The sequence below is a fragment of the Limnohabitans sp. TEGF004 genome (assembly GCF_027924965.1).
GTDB lineage: Bacteria > Pseudomonadota > Gammaproteobacteria > Burkholderiales > Burkholderiaceae_C > Limnohabitans.
Genome location: NZ_AP027056.1, coordinates 81,577 through 100,176 on the forward strand (window position 1 = coordinate 81,577; position 18,600 = coordinate 100,176).

Genomic DNA, 18,600 nt, shown 5'->3' on the forward strand with positions numbered 1-18,600 from the left:
AGCTCAGATGAAACACCTCAACCATCGCGGGCTTGTGACAGGCTTGTTGTTTCTGGCTACCCAAGCCTATGCCGACCCCTATATGGGTGCTGAATACCAGCGTCTGTCTGGCACGCGTAGCGCCCAGGCGTACAGCACCAGCCAAATCAATGTGGTGGTTGGCTATGAGTGGCCTTTGGCGGCAGACGTCAAACACAGCGTGGAGTACACAGGACCCATCAGCAGCAGCACGGGGCAGTTGGGCTCCCAAAATGTGGAAACCACATTGATGAGCTTTGGCTACAAGTTCACCTACAGCGGTGTGTATGGCAAGGCCGCCTATGTCAAATTGGATCGCGACGACGCAGATTTAGAACAGGCCAAAGACCGCGCCATGCTATACAGCATTGGCTATGAGCACGCGTTGGATGACACCACCACGCTGCGTATTTCTCGCGACAGATTGCGTTCCAACGTCATCTCTGTCACGGGTTTTAGCGTGGCAGCGCTGTTTCTTTTTTAAGGAGTCGCAGGGGCGTGATACACCTGCGGGACTACGCCTGTGGGCGTATAGATTTTTCGAACTATAAAAATTACCATCGCTGCAGTTTTTTACTTTGCAGCCGCCGTGATTTCCAAACTTTCCACCCAACGTACGCCATCGCCAACACGGTCTACCGAACCTACGGGTCCGCGTCTTGACCGCCTTCATACGCATCAGTTGCGTGCTGAGCGTCTCAATTACGTGGCCATTGTGTTGGGTGCACTGGTCGCTTTGTATGTTGCGGTGACCATCATCCGCCCGCTGTTTGCCAGCACGCGCCCTGGAAAAATCACGCAAGACTTTGGCTGTATCTCTAAGTCAACCGTGAGCGACTGCTCTGCCAGCAGTCATTAATAAATCAAGTCATCGGTGGTGATCGGTAGCATCACTCGGAACGTCGTGCCTGCGGTGGCGCTGGTTTCAAAACTGATCGTGCCTTGATGTGATTCCACAATCGTGCGACTCAGCCACAGACCAATGCCCATGCCGTCGTCTTTGTTGGTGCGCAGCAGTTCAAAAACCGATGCCGCAATGTCGGGTGCAATGCCCGATCCGTTGTCTGTCACGGTCAGTTCTGCTGCCTCACCTTGCAAGCGTGTGCAAACCGTGATGTTCTTTTGTTGTATGCCGCAGTTGGTAAATGCATCAATCGCGTTGTTGATGAGGTTGAGTAATACCTGTTGCAGCTGAGACTTGTCGCCAGCGATGGTGAGCTCCCTCGGGTGCAACATCAGTTGGAGAGCGATGTGGTTGCTGGAGATTTTGGCTTTGCAAATCAGCAGCACCTCATTGACCAGCTCATTCAAATTAAATGGCGTAATAGATTTACGGCCGCTACCAAACATGTTGCGTAACGTCTTGATGATGGTGGCGGCGCGTTGGTTGTCGTGCATCAAATCACGCATCGCTTCTTTGGCAGTAACGCCGCTGTTGGTGCCGTCGTCAATCAATGCGGAATCAATCACTTCGGCATTGAGCTGAATGGCCGTCAATGGTTGGTTGAGCTCGTGTGCCAAGCTGGCAACCAAGGCACCCATGCCTGCCGTTTTGTTGAACAGCGCCAATTGCCGAATGATTTCTTCACGCTCTTGCAGCAGCTGCTTCAGCTCTAGGCTGGTTTTGCGCATGCCATCTGCGCGCTCGTTGGTGACGGCCAGCTCATGTGTCATGGCCATTTTTTTTCGTTCTGCGATCTCTAAAAAAATCCGCAAAAACGCGACGTTGCTCAAAGTGATGGCTGTGAATTGACCTGCCACCATGATGGCTTGGTCCCATGTGGGCGCATAAATGTCATGAATGTCGCCAAGCACGGCGACACCGAAAGTACGGATGGCCAAGGTGGTGGACAGCGTCAAGCCTGCCCACATCAACAGCTGCGCACCGAATGACGTGCGTTGTGTGCTGAGTTTTTTCCCAATCCGAAAGTAGTCAAAGCACAGCAAGGCATAAAAACCATTGAACAGCATCAAGGCTTCCCACTCGGCTTGGTGAAAATAAATCAAATAACAAAAGACAGCAAAGTAAGCCGTGTTCGCCACCACATAAACGCGATGGGCGCTTTGTTGTGGCGTCGGCAGCAGGTACATGCGCAAAGCCACCATGCGCCCCCAGTTGCCAATCAGCATCAAGAGTTGAGCGACGTAAAAAAACACCACATCTGGCACGGTGTCACGTATCGCCAGCAACACCACGGCCACGCCGCTGATCATGCCGGACGCACACCACAGCTTGACCTGAAAGCTTCTGTACTCCAGCAGCGCGAGCCAAATAGCGCCGTGCAGCATCAAGTACACGAAGCAGATCATGAAGATCGTGGTTTGTGTATCAAGGTGCATAGGTGTTCGACTTAGGTGCCGCCCACATAAGGGTTTGTTTTGCGCTCACGACCAAACGTGCTTTCAGGCCCGTGTCCAGGAATGAACACCGTGTCATCCCCCATGGGCCACAGACGCTGCGTGATGCTGTTGATCAAGTCGTCGTGGTTGCCCTGTGGAAAATCTGTGCGACCAATGCTGCCCGCAAATAACACGTCACCCACAAACGCACGCTTGATCTCGGGTGAGTAAAACACCACGTGCCCGGGCGTATGGCCGGGGCAATGGCGCACTTGCAAAGTGTGTTTGCCCAGTGCCACCGTATCGCCATCATGCAACCAACGCGTGGGTGTGAAAGGGCGAGAAGGAGGAAAGTGATAGTTGGCAGCCGCTTGTGCCAAACCATCAATCCAAAACTGATCGCCTTCGTGTGGGCCGATGATGGGCAGATTCAGTTTCTCGGCCAAGTCGGCGGTGCCGCCGGCGTGATCGATGTGCGCGTGAGTGATCCAAATTTGTTCGAGGGTCACGCCCAGCTCTTTGCAGGCGGCTTCCAACACAGGCAGATCACCACCGGGGTCGATGATGGCGGCTTTCATGCTTTCATCGCACCAGACGATGGAACAGTTTTGTTGGAAGGGGGTGACGGGAACGGTTTCGTACTGCAGCATGCCGCAAATGGTAGCGGTTAAATCTGCGGCGATTTAAAAACAGACTTCAATGAAGCCTCATATTGCGCAGCCAGCTTGAGCAAGGCCTTCATGCGACTGTTGCTGTCGTTTGCTAGCTTGGCTTTGTCTTGGGTGATGAGTTCAATCGCCTCTAAAACAGCGCTGCCAAACTCGTTGAAAGAAGTGCCACAGGCGTCGGTCAAGTCGCACAAGTAGCCACGCTTGTACATCTGACGTGCAGACTGGCCTTCCAAAATAGCAGGTGCCAAGATCAAGCGAAACGGAAAGTGCTGCTTGAACAACGCCGTGTCCGACATTTGGTCGTTATGAACACGTGTGGGGCTGAGTAAGAGCTTGGGTGGCGTGTGAATGGTGGATTCAAACACCCAGCGAAATCGCTCTAAAAAATCGGAGGTGGCATTCAACTCAATTTCAGAGACCGAGGTCGGCACAATCACCAAGTCGTATTCAAATAAAAGTTCAGCAGTCATGGAGTCACTCCATGTCAAATCTGAAATCACGATGTCATTCGAGTAACACAACCTGCGCAGCTTTAGCTTGGCCTCATGGACGGGGCGTGTGCCACCAATTTCAAGTGGCAAAGGCTCGTGGTGAATGTCAATGCCAATGGGCGGTGCACCCTCTAGCCATTTGCTGGATGAGCCATGCAAGTCGAAATCGAGCAGGGCCACTTTACGCCCCTGCCGGCAAAGATAGGCCGCCAAGTTGGCGGATACGGTGCTTTTGCCCACGCCACCTTTTTGACTGGTGATGAGAATTTTGAATTCAGCCATGATGGCTCCTGGAATCGATGCTAATGACTTTGTTAGAGCTCATGGATTTCACGAGGTGTTCGCGTTGCAGGCTGATCCATTGCATCGGACTCATGTTGTGATGCAACATGAAAACGCGATGCAATTCTTCATTCGACATTTTGGAGCGTTGAACCAACACGCCCCAGCCAATGCGGTCGTGCAGATGCTCTAGCAGCCATTTGCAGAGCTCATCTAATTGTTGCTTCTCGTTTAGGCGCACCCTGTCGAGTAGCGATTGAACAGCGGTCATGCTTCAACTTATCTACGTGGGGCGTGGATGCTAATTGGCGCGTGCTTCAGTGTGAATACGCCTGCGGGTGTATGCCCTAGGCACAGTTGAAATCACGTTTGAAAATAGGCATTAAAAACGTTCCTATTTTTTAAAAAATAGGGCGTATTTAATTTCTTCAGGTTAATTTTTCACAAAGGCATGAAATTGAATTTTGTTCAACAAGTCGTTTGCCTTGAACGGTTTTGACAAGTGGTCATTCATGCCGGCGTCGAGGCAGGCTTGACGATCTTCGTCCAAAGCCCCCGCCGAAACGCCAATGATTTTGATGGGTGATTTGGCGACTTGGCGCAGCACTTGCGTCAGCTCAATGCCATCCATGTCGGGCATGCGCACATCGGCCAGCAACAGGTCGTAATGCTGGGCATTGAGTTTGTTCAGCGCCGTGTGCCCATCGGTGGCGAAGTCTACTTGCATGCCATTGCTCTTGAGCAAGCGGTACATGGCATCGCGTACGGCATCGTCGTCATCCACGATCAACACGCGAAGGCTGGTGAGGTCGCGGCGGGTTGCGTATGTATCAGCAGGTGCGTGCTGCACAGAGGTGCCCACCTGCTTTGACACGACAGCGGTGAACCAAAACGTTGAACCCTCTCCAGGCGCTGACGTGACCCCTGCGTCGCCATGCATCAATTGCGCCAATTGCCTACAAATCGGTAGACCCAAGCCGGTGCCGTTCGTGTGCGATGTCTTGCTGTGTTCGCCTTGCACAAAACGCTCAAACACACGCTCACACATTTCAGGGCTCAAGCCTGGTCCCGAGTCCTGCACAGAAAATTTCAAGGTCACTTCGGTGGCGCTGCTTGCGACTTCTGCCACATGAAGACGCACAAACCCTTGGTCTGTGAACTTCACCGCATTGCTGGCTAAGTTCAGCAGAGCTTGTGTCAGTCGTGGCGCATCGCCCAGCCACCGTGTTTGTGCATCGAGCTCAAACACCACCGAATAATTCAAGCCTTTGGTTTGTGCCGTGGGTGCCACAAGGTCGGTCACTGCTTGGGTGACTTCGCTCAGCACAAACGCATCGGTTTTGATGCTCAGCTTGCCTGATTCAATTTTTGAAAAATCCAGAATGTCGTTGATGAGGTGCAGCAACAGGTCACCCGATGTGCGTGCTTTTTCTAGCAGCTCGCGTTGTTCGGTGCGATCGGCACTCTGTATGGCCTGTTCCATGTATGTCAACAAGGCCGTCATGGGGGTGCGCACCTCATGGCTGATGTGTGCCACAAATTCACTTTTTGCTTGGTTGGCTTTTTCTGCAGTCTCAAGTGCAGCTTTGAGTTCGTCTTCATACAGCTTGCGCGCGCTGATGTCGCGTGTGACACCCAAAATTTCAATCAACGTGCCATCGGCCTCTGTCAGTGGAAACGCCAGCACTTCGGTCCAAAACGTCGAACCATCTTTGCGGTAGTACTCCATGTTGCCTTTGAAGTTGGGCAACGTTTCGCCCTTTTGTGCCGCCGTCAGTAAATCAACAAAATATTGACCAGACACGGCTTGCGATGAAGGTGTCAAGGTTTGGTCCAAAGGCTGCACCATGGCCTCTTCAGGCGTGAGCCCACGCAGCTGAAATACCGCAGGGCTGATGTAAGTGATGGCACCGTCTAGGCTCATGGTCCAAATCACATCGTTGGCATAGTCCGCCAACAAACGGTGGCGCTGTTCAGCCAAATGGTGCGAACGATGGTCAAGATGCAAAGTGCTTGGCATGCGGTGTGGTCCAGAGAAAGTGGCGGCAGTTTAATTTGAACGCAAGGCGTGCGCGAGGAAATCAATCAACACCGACACACGGTGTGGGATGTACCGGTTGCTGGGCAGCACGGCATAAATGCCCAGTGGTACAGGCTCAAACTTTGTTAACACCGCGACCACACTGCCGTTGTCTAAATAGGGTTGCGCCATGAAGTCAGGTGGACGTGTGATGCCCAGGCCTTGCGCCGCGGCTTGCAGCAAAGCTTCGCCGTTGTTGGCTGCTAGGCGAGGGCGAATGGGCACATTCACATCGCCGTCTTTTGAGCGGTAGCCCCACGAGGTCGATTGAAAGTCTTGCGAATACACCAAGCACGCGTGCTGCGTCAAATCGCGTGGGTGTTTGGGGCGGCTGTGTTCTGCCAAGTATTGTGGCGAGGCCACGGTGAGCAAACGTGACTCACCGAGCTTGCGCACGATGTCGCCTGGCTCTAAACGGCTGGTGATGCGAATCGACACATCAATGCCTTCTTCAATCAGCTTGCTGCGCCGGTCTGAAAAATCCATCACCAATTCAATGTGCGAATGCGTTTGCGCAAACTCCAGCAGTGCAGGCATGAGGCGCTGCAAACCAAAACTCAACGGCAAGCCCAAACGGATGCGACCACGCGGCTCGGTTTTTTCTTCGAGCAAGCTCGACTCGGCTGCGTCCACCATGTTCAAGATGACGCGGCATTTTTCAAGGTAGGCCGAACCAGCGGTGGTGAGCGTGAGGCTGCGCGTGCTGCGCGTCATCAGCTTGATGCCCAGTTGTTTTTCGAGCGCCGAGATTTGTCGGGTCACGACCGAGCGCGCCACATCCAGTTGGTCCGCCACGGCGGTGAAGCTGCCGGTTTCTGCCACCCGCACAAAAAGTTGCATTGCATTGAGTTTGTCCATTGTTGCTAATTTTGCAACAAATAATTGAGGATTGGGTGCTTTTTCTATTCACGAATCATTTCTACATTACGTGCTCCAAACCCAATCACTCGTATGCAGACCTTTCGCAATGTCCTCTTTGTGCCGCACGGCGCTCCCACCTTTGCCCTGAACCCAGGTGCTGCGGGCGCAGCCATGTCGGAGATGGTGCAAAAGCTGCCCACCCCGCGTGCCATCGTGGTGGTGAGCCCGCATTGGGACACCCGCATCCCCACCGTCAGCGTGGCCACGCAGCTGGAAACCATCCACGACTTTCATGGCTTCCCCGAAGCGTTGTACAAAATTCAATACCCAGCCACGGGCTGCCCAGAAGTGGCCAAAGAAGTCGCCACTGCCTTGCGCAACGCAGGCATGGACGTGGACGACAGCAGCCAGCACGGCTTGGACCACGGCGCGTGGCAACCCTTGCGCCAAATGTTCCCCGATGCCGATGTGCCCATCGTGCCCTTGTCCATGCAAACCCATGCAGGACCCGAGCACGCGTTTCGCGTGGGCCAAGCCCTGTCAGGGTTGGCTGCGAAAAACATTTGGGTGATTGCCTCCGGCAACATCACGCACAACTTGCGCGACTGGCATGTGGCCGCATCGACCCACGGCCAAACCCCTGCCTATGTGCACCAGTTTGCCGATTGGGTGGCTGAGAAATTAAGCGCCCATGATGTGAGCGCTTTGCTCAACTACCGCCAACTGTCCGCCGAAGGCCGACAAGCCCATCCGAGTGAAGACCATTTGTTGCCGCTGTACGTGGCGCTGGGTGCCGCAGGTGTTGGCGCTACGCCCCAAGCCTTTTACCGTGGTGTGAGTGACTACGTCATCGCCATGGACGGCTATGCCTTTGTGAATTGAGGAACCGCACATGAACACGACTTACACCACCACCGCCAAACTGTTCCATTGGAGCATGGCACTTGTTTTTGCAGGCCTCATCGCTTTGGGCTTTGTGATGACCGACATGCCTTTGTCGCCAGAAAAGTTGCAGTACTACTCTTGGCACAAATGGGCCGGTGTGAGCGTGTTCGTGCTCGTGTGGTTGCGCTTGGTGTGGCGCGTGCTCAACCCGCCTCCTGCTTACCCCAGCACCATGTCGCCGCTGGTCAAAGCCGTGGTGCATCTGGGCCATGCCGCTTTGTACGGTTTGATGATCGTCATTCCCGTGTCGGGCTGGTTGATGAGTTCTGCCAAAGGCGTGCCCACCGTTTGGTTTGGCGTGCTGCCCTTGCCCGACTTGTTAGAGAAAGACAAAGAGCTGGGCCACTTGCTGCGTGAAGTGCACGAGGCGCTGAACTTTGTGCTGCTGTTCTTGTTGGCGGGCCATGTGGCCGCAGCCCTGAAACACCACTGGATAGACAAAGACGATATTTTGAAACGCATGCTGCCCACACGCAGCACACCGAAGGACAACACATGAAACACCTCTCGACCTTTTTACTCAGCACCGTGTTGACCATGGGCGTGGCAATGACCGCCAGCGCCGTGGAATACAAAACCATCCAGCCCGAGAAAAGCAAAGTCACGTTTCAATACAAACAAATGGGCGTGGCCATGGATGGTCGCTTCAAGAAGTTTGCCGCTCAGCTCAACTTCGATCCTGCCAAGCCTGCTGCCGCCAAGGCAGACATCGAGATTGACCTCGCCAGCATCGACGCGGGCTCAAGCGACGCGGATGACGAAGTGGTGGGCAAGACTTGGTTCAACGTCAAAGCATTTCCGAAGGCCACATTTGTTGCCAAACAAATCAAAGCCAACGGCTCGAATCAGTTTGACGTGACAGGTGTGCTCACCATCAAAGGCAAAAGCCAAGACATCAAATTTCCGCTCAAGCTGGTTGCACAAGACAACGCAGCGGTGTTCAGTGGTGGCTTTGTCATGCGCCGCGCAGACTTCGCCATTGGCGAAGGCATGTGGGCCAAGTTTGATGTGGTGGCCAACGACATCCAAGTTAATTTTCAACTCTCCGCCATTTCTGGCAAATAACTTTTCAAAAGGAACTTTCAAATGAAATCAATCAAACGCATCGCCGCCGCTTTGGCATTCACTGGCGCATTGGCATCTGCCGTGGCCGCACCTGTGACTTACGGCGTGGACGGCACACACACCTTCCCACGTTTCTCGTACTCACACTTTGGCTACTCCACACAGTTGAGCAGCTTCAGCAAAACCACTGGCAAAGTGGTGTTTGATGCAGAAGCCAAAAAAGGCTCGGTGGACATCGTCATCGACATGAAATCGGTCAGCACTGGCTTTGCTGATTTCAACGAACACATCCAAGGCGAAGACTTCTTGGACACCGCTAAGTTTCCACAAGCCACCTTCAAATCCACCAAGGTGATCTTTGAAGGCGACAAGCCGCAACTCATCGAAGGCCAGCTCACCATCAAAGGCGTGACCAAGCCTGTGACATTGACCGTCACCAGCTTCCAAGCCATGCCTCACCCCATGATGAAAAAGCCAGCCTTGGGCGCCAACGCGTTCACCGTGATCAAGCGCAGCGAATTCAACGCTGGCAAGTTCGCACCTTATGTGGGTGACGACGTGCGCATCGACATCGCTATTGAAGCCATGGCTCAGTAACTATTTTCTGGCACAGTGCATCTCTTCATTTAGGAGATGTGCATGACGTTGGAATCATTGGCCATGGTGTTGGCCATCCATGCGGTGGCCTTGATTTCACCCGGCCCTGACTTTGCTGTGGTCACCCGCATGTCGCTTGTTTCAGGTCGACGCGCGGGTTTGTGGGCGGCAGCGGGCGTGGCTGCCTCGATTGGTATTTACGTGCTGGTGTGCGCGTTTGGCTTGTCACTCGTCATCACGGCGTTGCCTCATTTGTCGCACGTGCTGACCTTTGTGGGTGCCGCATATTTAGCGTGGTTGGGCATTCAATGCTTGCGTTCGACGGGCGCACTGCCAGAAGCGACGCAAACAGCGCCCCGTGCGAAATCGTTCGTCACAGGTTTGCTCACCAACTTGCTCAATCCCAAAGCCATGCTGTATTTCAGCTCGGTGTTGTCACAAGTGCTCACGTCAGAGCTCAGCACCACAGACACAGCCACCATTTGGCTGCTGCTGGTGTGCGAATCTCTGCTGTGGTTTGGCCTGGTGGCGCTGGTGTTTTCATCCACCCGTGTGCTGGCATGGATCAAGGGCAAGCTGGTGTGGCTAGACCGCGCGGTGGGCGTGGTGCTGATGGCGTTAGCGGCTAAGTTGGCTTGGGGTGCCACGCGTTGAAAATTATTTAGGCACCAAGACTATTTACCCCCACAAAGCAAAACGCACGATGTTGAGATCGTGCGTTTTTATTTGGAGGGGAGAGGGTTAATTCAGCTCAACACTCATCCGTCCCATGCCCCGGCGCAGCCTGAGTCGGCACATGGTGGCGCAAGCCCACTTGCTGGTTGTGTTCATCCACAAACACCAGTTGCGGCTCATGCTTGGCCACTTGGTCTTCATGCACCTGTGCGAATGAGGCAATGATCAACAAGTCACCCACGCTGGCGCGACGTGCGGCAGAGCCGTTGACCGAAATCATGCCTGAGCCACGCTCGCCTTTGATGGCGTAGGTGATGAAGCGTTCGCCGTTGTTGATGTTCCAGATGTGGACTTGTTCGTTCTCACAAATGTTGGCGGCGTCCAGCAGGTTTTCGTCGATGGCGCAGGAGCCTTCGTAGTGCAATTCGCATTGCGTTGTGGCAACGCGGTGGATCTTCGATTTGAGGAGGGTGCGGAACATGGTGAGAACGATTTAAAAACTAAGCAATGCCCTAATCATAAAGCGCAATGGCCCAAGAGCCGCGCTGCACCTAAGCCCGCCACGCGGCCACTGGCTAAACATGCGCTCAGTAGGTAGCCGCCCGTTGGGGCTTCCCAGTCCAGCATTTCACCGGCTACAAACAGGCCGGGCAGGGCGCTGGCCATCAGGTGCGCGTCCAGTGCTTCTAGGCGCACACCGCCTGCGCTGCTGATCGCTTCGTCCATGGGGCGGGTGGCCGCCAGCGTGATGGGCAGATGCTTGATGGCCGCTGCCAATTGCGCAGGGTTGTGCATGGCGTCTTTGCTCAGCACTTCGTGCAGCAGCGCCAAGTGCAAGGCCGTGAGATTGAGACGGCTTTTCAAATGGCTGCTGAGCGAGCGCGTGCCACGCGGGTGCGACACCTCGGCCAACACGCGCTCTGGCGTGAAGTCGGGTTTGAGATCCAAGTGCAAGGTGGCTGTGCCGCTGCGTGCTATTTCGTCGCGCAACAACGCAGAGGCGGCGTAAACCAAGTTGCCTTCTACGCCCGTGGCCGTCACCACAAACTCGCCGCGACGGCTAAAGCTTTGACCTGCGCTATCGGTGAACGACAAAGCCACCGACTTAAGCGGTGTGCCCGCAAACTGGCCTGACAAGTGGCTGCTCCAGCCGATGTGGCCATCGCGGCCTTGCACATCAAAGCCGCAGTTGCTGGGGCGCAGTGGCGATACGTCAATGCCCAAGGCACTCACCCACGGTTGCCATGCGCCATCTGAGCCGAGCTTGGCCCAACTGCCACCGCCCAGTGCCAACAGCACGGCATCGGCCTGCGCCGTCTGTGCCCCTTGCGGCGTGTCAAAGCTCAATGTGAATTTTTTGTCCGCGTGTTGCAACGCACCGTTCCAACGGTGGCGCATATGAAAGGTCACGGGCACGCCCTGTGTGGGGTGACGCAAACGATGCAGCCACGCGCGCAGCAGCGGCGCAGCTTTCATGTCGGTGGGGAAGATGCGCTGCGAGCTGCCCACAAACGTGTCAAGGCCTAAGCCTTTGACCCATTCGCAAATGGCGGCTGCATCAAATGCTTTGAGCCATGTTGCGCAAGCTTCGCTGCGTTCGGCATAGCGCGTGGTGAAAATGTCAAAAGGCTCAGCATGCGTGAGGTTGAGCCCACCCAAGCCTGCCAGTAAAAACTTGCGGCCCACCGAAGGCATGGCGTCATACACATGCACAGAAATGCCTGCGGCGCTAAGCATTTCAGCGGCCATCAGGCCGGCGGGGCCTGCGCCAATGACGGCGATTTTTTGGTTTGTATTTGTAGTCACACCCTAAGTGTAGGCGGCGAATACCCTGCATCGTGAGCGAAAATCAACGCATGACTGGTTGGCACGCACATCTCAAACTCGACTACACACTCAGCGCGGAGCGCACGGTGGCCAAGTTCGAACACGAGGGCCCGCTGCGTGTGTTGCAAAGCCTCTACCCCGAAGGCGATGCGGTATGCCACAACGTGCTGGTGCACCCGCCCAGTGGTTTGGTGGGCGGTGACGTGTTGGACATTCAGTTGAGCTTGGGTGCCAACACGCACGCGTTGCTCACCACACCTGGGGCCACACGGTTTTACAGAAGCGAACAAGGCTTGGCCACGCAACAAGTCAAAGCCCATGTGGGCGATGGCGCACGCTTAGAGTGGCTGCCGCTCGAAACCATTGCCTACAACGGCTGCCACGGTTTGAACCACTCGGTGTTTGATTTAGCGCCCACGGCCGAGATGATGGCGTGGGACATCACAGCACTCGGATTGCCCAATGCCAACTTACCGTTCGAGCATGGTCAGTTGCAGCAGCACATGGAGGTGTCGGGTGTGTGGCTAGAGCGCGGTTTGCTTGACGCGCAAGACGCACGTTTGATGGATGGCCCTTTGGGTTTGGCCAAGCAGCGATGTATGGCCACTTTGGTGTTTGCGTGTGGGGCCGATTTGCCGCGTGACCGGCGTGATTTCGCGCTGACCTTGGCGCGTGAACTGACCGAAGTTGCACCTGCGGGCTTGGTGGCGGGTGTCACATCGCCGCATCCGCGTGTGGTGGTGTTGCGTACCTTGTCGCCGTTGGTGGAGCCTGCGCAGAATTTGTTGCGTGGGGTTTGGGCTTCGTGGCGACGCGGCATGTGGGGCATGTCGGATGTGCCGCCGCGTATTTGGTCTATGTAGGTTTTTAGATAGCAACCAACTGACGCACGTTATCCCGATGCATATCCGAACCCAATCCGCGCGCAATCACCTCGCCGCGTTCCATCACCAAGTAGTCATCAGCCAGCTCTTCAGCAAAGTCGTAATACTGTTCGCACAGCAAAATGGCCATGTCGCCACGACTGGCCAACATGCGAATGACGCGGCCAATGTCTTTGATGATGCTTGGCTGAATACCTTCTGTCGGCTCATCCAACACCAACAACTTAGGCCCTGAAGCCAATGCCCTTGCAATGGCCAGTTGCTGCTGTTGACCGCCCGATAAATCACCGCCGCGGCGGTGCAGCATTTGTTTCAGCACAGGGAACAGTTCAAACAACTCAGCCGGAATGTCTGTACCTGCGGGTTGCGTGGCGAGGCCCATGCGCAAGTTGTCTTCGACGGTCAGGCGCGCAAAAATTTCGCGGCCTTGTGGCACATAGCCAATGCCTGCGCGTGCACGTTCGTAAGGCGCGGCACGCTCGATGGATTGACCGTTGAAGGTGATGCTGCCATCACGAATGGGCACGGCGCCCATCAGTGATTTGAGCAGTGTGGTTTTGCCCACGCCGTTGCGACCCAACAGCACAGTGATGCGGCCTAGGTTGGCCTCAAAGCTCACATCGCGCAGGATGTGTGAGCCGCCGTAGAACTGGTTGATGTGGGTGGCTTGAAGAATAGGTGTGTCGTGTGTTTGCATAGTCAACATCAGAGTTAGCGGCCTAGGTACACCTCAATCACGCGCTCGTCGGCTTGCACTTGTGCCAACGTGCCTTGTGCCAACACCGAGCCGTCGCACAGCACGGTGACGATGTCGGAGATGGTGTTGATGAAGCTCATGTCGTGCTCCACCACCATCAGCGAGTGCTTGCCTTTGAGGGTCAAGAAAAGTTCTGCGGTGCGCTCGGTTTCAAAGTCGGTCATGCCAGCCACGGGCTCGTCGAGCAGCAAGAGTTTGGGGTCTTGCATCAGTAGCATGCCAATCTCCAGCCATTGTTTCTGGCCATGGCTCAGGTTGCCGGCTTGGTCGTTGACGCTGTCTTCTAGGTGAATGGTGTGCAGTACTTCGCTCAGGCGGTCGCGTTGCGTGCCGTTGAGTTTGAAGAACATGGAGGCTGCGACACCCTTGTGGGTTTTTAACGCTAGTTCTAAATTTTCAAACACGCTCAGATGTTCAAACACTGTGGGCTTTTGAAACTTGCGGCCAATGCCCAGCTGTGCAATTTCGGGTTCGTTGTGGCGCAGCAAGTCGATGGTGCTGCCAAAGAACACTTGACCCGAGTCGGGTTTTGTTTTGCCGGTGATGATGTCCATCATCGTGGTCTTGCCCGCGCCGTTGGGGCCGATGATGCAGCGTAGCTCACCCGGCGCAATGTCGAGCGACAAACCGTTGATGGCTTTGAAACCATCAAAGCTCACATGCACATCTTCCAAATACAAGATGCGGCCATGCGTCAGGTCCAAGCTGCCGGGTTCGTGCACGCGGCCGTAGCCTGCGCTGCGGTCACCAGAGGTGACATCGCTCACCGCACGCGCTTGGTGTGTGGCCAAGCGCTTCGTGCCTTCGTCAAACAGATCGGGGGTCATACGCGCTCCTCTGCTTTTGTTTTGGCGCTGAGTTTTTGTATCAGGCCCACCACGCCTTGCGGCATGTACAGCGTCACGCCGATGAACAACGCGCCCAAGAAGTACAACCAAAATTCAGGCGCCGTCACGGTCAACCAGCTCTTCATGCCGTTGACCAAAAACGCACCCACGATGGGGCCAATCAGCGACGCACGGCCACCCACGGCGGCCCACACCGCGATTTCGATGGAGTTGGCGGTGCTCATTTCGCTGGGATTGATGATGCCCACTTGCGGCACATACAAAGCACCCGCAATGCCGCACATCACCGCAGAGATGACCCAGATGGTGAGTTTGTAGGGCAGGGGCGAGTAGCCCGAAAACATCACGCGGCTTTCGGCATCGCGAATGGCTTGCAGCACTCGGCCAAACTTGCTTTGCACCAACCAGCGCGCAAACAAATAGCTCATCAACAACGCCCAGCCGGTCAGTACAAACAAGGTCATGCGCATGGCCGGTGTGGCAATGGGCAAGTCCAAGATGCGTTTGAAATCGGTGAAGCCGTTGTTGCCACCAAAGCCAGTTTCGTTGCGGAAGAACAGCAGCATGGCCGCAAACGTCATAGCCTGCGTGATGATGGAGAAGTACACCCCTTTGATGCGCGAGCGAAACGCGAAGTAGCCAAACACAAAGGCCAACACACCGGGCACCAGCACCACCATCAGCAGCGTGGCAACAAAGCTGTCGCTGAAGGTCCAATGCCAAGGCAAAGTTTTCCAATCAAGGAACACCATGAAGTCAGGCAAGTTGCTTTTGTAGTTGCCATCGGTGCCAATTTGTCGCATCAGGTACATGCCCATCACGTAGCCACCCAGCGCAAAGAATAAACCGTGACCGAGCGACAAGATGCCGGTGTAACCCCAAATCAAATCCATCGCGAGCGCACAGATGGCGTAGCACATGATCTTGCCCACCAAGGCCACAGCGTAGTCGCTCATGTGGAACACGCTGTCTGCGGGCACCCACAGGTTGAGTACGGGCACCACGGCGCAGACGGTGATGAAGGCTGCCAAGAAAAGTATCCAGCCTTTGGTGCCCAACAGGGCCGGTGCTTCGGGTAGTTGCAAAGTAGAAGTGTTGTGTGTCATGTCATGCCTCCGCACTGCGGCCTTTCATGGCAAAGATGCCCTGCGGACGTTTTTGGATAAACACAATGATGAACACCAACACCGCAATCTTGGCTAGTACGGCACCGGCCACGCCTTCGAGCAATTTGTTCATCAAGCCCAAACCCACCGCTGCGTACACCGTGCCGGCCAGTTGGCCCACGCCACCCAGCACCACCACCATGAAGGCGTCGACGATGTAGCTTTGACCGAGGTCTGGCCCCACGTTGCCAATTTGGCTCAGCGCACAACCGGCCAAGCCAGCAATGCCGCAACCAAGTGAGAACGCATAGGTGTCAATGCGTGCCGTGTTCACGCCCAAAGCCGACGCCATGGGACGGTTTTGTGTCACACCGCGCACAAACAAACCCAAGCGTGTTTTGCTGATCAACAGCGTCATGCCCACCAACACAAACACCGCAAAGCCAATGATGATCAAACGGTTGTAGGGCAGCGAGAGGTTGGCCAGCAGTTGCACGCCACCGCTCATCCATGAGGGGTTTTCAACACCGACGTTTTGCGCACCAAAAATACTGCGCACGCCTTGCATCAACACCAAGCTGATGCCCCAAGTGGCTAGCAATGTTTCGAGCGGCCGGCCATACAAGTGGCGCAACACCAATCGCTCCAACACCGCGCCCACGAGCGCTGCAGCAAGAAACGAGACAGGTACGGCGACCAACAAATACGCGTCAAACATGCCCGGTAAATACTGGCGGAACAAACCTTGCACCACGTAGGTGGCGTAAGCGCCAATCATCATCAGCTCGCCATGAGCCATGTTGATGACACCCATCAAACCGTAGGTGATGGCTAAACCCAATGCCACGAGCAACAAGATAGATCCGAGGCTAATGCCTGTAAATAAAGCGCCGAGTTTTTCACCCCAGTTCAACGCGGCCTGAATGGTGAGCAGTGAGGTTTGCAACTGCGCACGCACTTGCTTGTCTTCTTCTTGGCTTAGTCGTTGATTGAGCAAAAGTTGGGTATCGGGGGTTTGGCTGTCGGCCAAAGTTTTGGCCGAAGCCATGCGTTCGTCAGCCTTGTCGCTGTTTAACAAAATCGCAGCGCGTGCCAACAGCATTTGTTTTCTCACGCCTTCGTCGGATTCACTCGCGAGCGCTTTTTCAAGCATGACCAATTTGGTTGGGTCAGGTTCTTTCAGCACCGACTTGGCCGCTTGCACACGCAACGCTGCGTCTGGGCTGAGTAATTGCAAGGCAGACAAAGCGGCGTCAATTTCGCCGCGCATGCGGTTGTTGTTGATCACGTCTTCTGCGGTGCCGGGCAGGGCGGTGGCGTCACCGCTCACAGGGTCGGTGGCTTTGCCATCGCGCACCACCAGTACCTGTGTGCCATTCACTTTCACGGCGTCATCGGCCATGGCTTGTAAGAAGGCGGCGGTTTGTGCGTCGGGTGAAGCCAGTGCTTTTTGCAGAGCGCTCACGCGTGCATCGGTGTCGCCCAGCGTGAGTGCGCGTGTTTGATCCGCGGTCAGCGCCCATGCGCTGGATTGACCGAGGAAGGCAATGGCCAATCCGCAAGTGATGCGCACAACGAGACCGCGACATGCTGCGCTGCGCTGTTGCAGCGTGGGCATGCGCGTCGAAATAGAAAAACAAGTCATCCAAATTCCCATAAAAAAGGGGAGGGCAGTGCCCTCCCCCAAGTCGATCCCTCGGAGAAAGGTTTACTTCTTCACGGGCTCATCGGGCTTGGATGCATTGCCTTCGATGAAGGGGCTCCATGGCTTGGCTTTCACAGGGCCTGGTGTTTTCCAAACTACGTTGAACTGGCCGTCGGCCTTGATCTCGCCGATGAACACCGACTTGTGCAAGTGGTGGTTCTTCTCATCCATCTTGCTGACGATGCCGCTGGGTGCCTTGAAGGTTTGGCCGGCCATCGCTGCAATCACTTTGTCGGTGTCGGTGGACTTGGCTTTTTCAACCGCTTGCTTCCACATGTTGATGCCGATGTAGGTGGCTTCCATCGGATCGTTGGTCAAAGGCTTGTCTTTGTGACCTGCGATGTTCTTGGCCTTGGCGTAGGCAGACCACTTCTTGATGAACTCGTCGTTGGCTGGGGTCTTGATGCTCATGAAGTAGTTCCATGCCGCCAAGTGACCGACCAAAGGCTTGGTGTCCACGCCGCGCAGTTCTTCTTCACCCACTGAGAAGGCGACCACAGGCACGTCTTTAGCTTTCAAGCCCGCGTTGCCGAGTTCTTTGTAGAACGGCACGTTGGAGTCGCCGTTGATGGTGGACACCACAGCGGTTTTGCCGCCAGCAGCAAACTTCTTGATGTCAGCCACGATGGTTTGGTAATCGCTGTGACCAAACGGGGTGTACTTCTCGTCGATGTCTTTGTCTGCCACGCCTTTGCTCTTGAGGTAGGCGCGCAAAATTTTGTTGGTGGTGCGCGGGTACACATAGTCGGTGCCCAACAAGACCCAACGCTTGGCAGCACCACCGTCTTTGCTCATCAAGTAGTCCACAGCGGGGATGGCTTGTTGGTTGGGCGCAGCACCGGTGTAGAACACGTTTTTGCTGAGCTCTTCACCTTCGTATTGCACGGGGTAGAACAGCAAGCCATTCATTTCTTCCACAACAGGCAACACCGATTTGCGAGACACAGATGTCCAGCAACCGAAGATGACAGACACTTTGTCTTGGCCGATCAGCTGCTTGGTTTTCTCTGCGAACAAGGGCCAGTTCGAAGCGGGGTCCACCACGACGGGTTCGAGCTTCTTGCCCAACACGCCGCCCTTGGCGTTGATTTCGTCGATGGCCATGAGCACGGTGTCTTTCAACACAGTTTCGGAAATGGCCATGGTGCCGGACAAGCTGTGCAGCACGCCCACTTTGATGGTGTCAGCGGCCAGCGCTTGTGGCGCAATCACAAATGAGCCAACGGACAGTGCCGCAGCAGCGGCCAAAGCCTTCAGGTTTCCTCGACGATTCATCATGGGGGTTCACTCCAAAAATTAAGGGTTGGTTCGGCGCTCGCGGTAACGGTGCGCTTCACAACAACCATCGCAAAGCCTGTGCCAACGTGCGTTTCTCCTAGGCGAAAAATGTCTTCGCTATAAGAAACATTTCAAGCATGGCGTCCATGCACCAAGACAGTTCAATTCAA

The 18,600-nt window shown here is 55.2% G+C and carries 21 protein-coding genes; 8 read left to right on the plus strand and 13 right to left on the minus strand.

All coding sequences use genetic code 11. The annotated features are described in order from the left end of the window. Positions 1–7 precede the first annotated feature (7 nt). Positions 8–502, plus strand: coding sequence for a hypothetical protein (locus LINBF2_RS00375; RefSeq protein ID WP_281889551.1), 495 nt, complete (start codon positions 8–10; stop codon positions 500–502). Between the two features lie 105 nt (positions 503–607). After that, on the plus strand, positions 608–877 hold the full coding sequence (locus LINBF2_RS00380) for a hypothetical protein (RefSeq protein WP_281889553.1): 270 nt from the start codon (positions 608–610) through the stop codon (positions 875–877). Here LINBF2_RS00380 and LINBF2_RS00385 read toward each other — a convergent pair. The 6 genes from LINBF2_RS00385 to LINBF2_RS00410 all read right to left on the minus strand — a co-directional run bounded on the left by LINBF2_RS00385 (position 874) and on the right by LINBF2_RS00410 (position 6,740). Continuing rightward, entirely contained in the window at positions 874–2,358 is a 1,485-nt protein-coding gene (locus tag LINBF2_RS00385; protein WP_281889555.1) for a HAMP domain-containing sensor histidine kinase, read from the minus strand. The genes LINBF2_RS00380 and LINBF2_RS00385 overlap by 4 nt on opposite strands. 11 nt (positions 2,359–2,369) lie before the next feature. After that, positions 2,370–3,008, minus strand: a complete 639-nt coding sequence (locus tag LINBF2_RS00390) for an MBL fold metallo-hydrolase (RefSeq protein WP_281889556.1) — start codon at positions 3,006–3,008, stop codon at positions 2,370–2,372. Positions 3,009–3,025: 17 nt separating this feature from the next. Continuing rightward, positions 3,026–3,802 (minus strand): ParA family protein, encoded by a 777-nt coding sequence (locus tag LINBF2_RS00395; RefSeq protein ID WP_104796841.1) that lies wholly within the window; start codon positions 3,800–3,802, stop codon positions 3,026–3,028. Beyond that, positions 3,795–4,073, minus strand: coding sequence for a hypothetical protein (locus LINBF2_RS00400; protein ID WP_281889559.1), 279 nt, complete (start codon positions 4,071–4,073; stop codon positions 3,795–3,797). Before LINBF2_RS00400 ends, LINBF2_RS00395 begins: the two co-directional genes overlap by 8 nt. A gap of 162 nt (positions 4,074–4,235) precedes the next feature. Further along, entirely contained in the window at positions 4,236–5,822 is a 1,587-nt protein-coding gene (locus LINBF2_RS00405) for a response regulator (RefSeq protein ID WP_281889560.1), read from the minus strand. A gap of 30 nt (positions 5,823–5,852) precedes the next feature. Continuing rightward, positions 5,853–6,740 carry a LysR family transcriptional regulator gene (locus LINBF2_RS00410; protein WP_281889562.1) on the minus strand — a complete coding sequence of 296 codons (888 nt, stop codon included), beginning with the start codon at positions 6,738–6,740 and terminating at the stop codon, positions 5,853–5,855. Positions 6,741–6,833: 93 nt separating this feature from the next. Between LINBF2_RS00410 and LINBF2_RS00415 the strand changes: the two genes are divergently transcribed. From LINBF2_RS00415 to LINBF2_RS00435, 5 genes are read left to right on the plus strand one after another with little or no spacing between them, the layout of a single operon-like run. Continuing rightward, on the plus strand, positions 6,834–7,625 hold the full coding sequence (locus LINBF2_RS00415) for a class III extradiol ring-cleavage dioxygenase (protein WP_104796837.1): 792 nt from the start codon (positions 6,834–6,836) through the stop codon (positions 7,623–7,625). A 10-nt stretch (positions 7,626–7,635) separates the two neighbouring features. Then, positions 7,636–8,187: a cytochrome b gene (locus LINBF2_RS00420; protein ID WP_281889563.1), complete on the plus strand. Its 552-nt coding sequence runs from the start codon at positions 7,636–7,638 to the stop codon at positions 8,185–8,187. Continuing rightward, positions 8,184–8,753, plus strand: coding sequence for a YceI family protein (locus tag LINBF2_RS00425; protein WP_281889565.1), 570 nt, complete (start codon positions 8,184–8,186; stop codon positions 8,751–8,753). The genes LINBF2_RS00420 and LINBF2_RS00425 overlap by 4 nt, the downstream gene beginning before the upstream one ends. A 21-nt stretch (positions 8,754–8,774) precedes the next feature. Next, on the plus strand, positions 8,775–9,350 hold the full coding sequence (locus tag LINBF2_RS00430; RefSeq protein WP_104796834.1) for a YceI family protein: 576 nt from the start codon (positions 8,775–8,777) through the stop codon (positions 9,348–9,350). 42 nt (positions 9,351–9,392) lie between these two features. Then, positions 9,393–10,004: a LysE family transporter gene (locus LINBF2_RS00435; RefSeq protein ID WP_281889567.1), complete on the plus strand. Its 612-nt coding sequence runs from the start codon at positions 9,393–9,395 to the stop codon at positions 10,002–10,004. A 97-nt stretch (positions 10,005–10,101) separates the two neighbouring features. Here LINBF2_RS00435 and panD read toward each other — a convergent pair whose 3' ends face one another. Together panD and LINBF2_RS00445 are read right to left on the minus strand one after the other, a co-directional pair. After that, entirely contained in the window at positions 10,102–10,506 is a 405-nt protein-coding gene (panD, locus tag LINBF2_RS00440; RefSeq protein ID WP_281889568.1) for an aspartate 1-decarboxylase, read from the minus strand. Positions 10,507–10,541: 35 nt separating this feature from the next. Continuing rightward, positions 10,542–11,831, minus strand: coding sequence for a TIGR03862 family flavoprotein (locus tag LINBF2_RS00445; protein WP_281889570.1), 1,290 nt, complete (start codon positions 11,829–11,831; stop codon positions 10,542–10,544). Between the two features lie 50 nt (positions 11,832–11,881). Here LINBF2_RS00445 and LINBF2_RS00450 point away from each other — a divergent pair, with 50 nt between their 5' ends. Further along, positions 11,882–12,715, plus strand: a complete 834-nt coding sequence (locus LINBF2_RS00450; protein WP_281889572.1) for an urease accessory protein UreD — start codon at positions 11,882–11,884, stop codon at positions 12,713–12,715. A gap of 4 nt (positions 12,716–12,719) precedes the next feature. Here LINBF2_RS00450 and urtE read toward each other — a convergent pair whose 3' ends face one another. The 5 genes from urtE to urtA form a co-directional block, all read right to left on the minus strand. Further along, positions 12,720–13,412, minus strand: coding sequence for an urea ABC transporter ATP-binding subunit UrtE (gene urtE, locus LINBF2_RS00455; protein WP_281891250.1), 693 nt, complete (start codon positions 13,410–13,412; stop codon positions 12,720–12,722). Positions 13,413–13,447: 35 nt separating this feature from the next. Continuing rightward, positions 13,448–14,320, minus strand: a complete 873-nt coding sequence (gene urtD / locus LINBF2_RS00460) for an urea ABC transporter ATP-binding protein UrtD (protein WP_281889574.1) — start codon at positions 14,318–14,320, stop codon at positions 13,448–13,450. Beyond that, a complete protein-coding gene (urtC, locus tag LINBF2_RS00465; RefSeq protein ID WP_104796826.1) occupies positions 14,317–15,447 on the minus strand; it encodes an urea ABC transporter permease subunit UrtC in 1,131 nt (376 codons plus the stop codon). The genes urtD and urtC overlap by 4 nt, the downstream gene beginning before the upstream one ends. Before the next feature lies 1 nt (position 15,448). Then, positions 15,449–17,092, minus strand: coding sequence for an urea ABC transporter permease subunit UrtB (urtB, locus tag LINBF2_RS00470; RefSeq protein ID WP_281889576.1), 1,644 nt, complete (start codon positions 17,090–17,092; stop codon positions 15,449–15,451). A gap of 63 nt (positions 17,093–17,155) precedes the next feature. Further along, positions 17,156–18,427, minus strand: a complete 1,272-nt coding sequence (gene urtA / locus LINBF2_RS00475; RefSeq protein WP_281891251.1) for an urea ABC transporter substrate-binding protein — start codon at positions 18,425–18,427, stop codon at positions 17,156–17,158. Between the last annotated feature and the right edge of the window lie 173 nt (positions 18,428–18,600).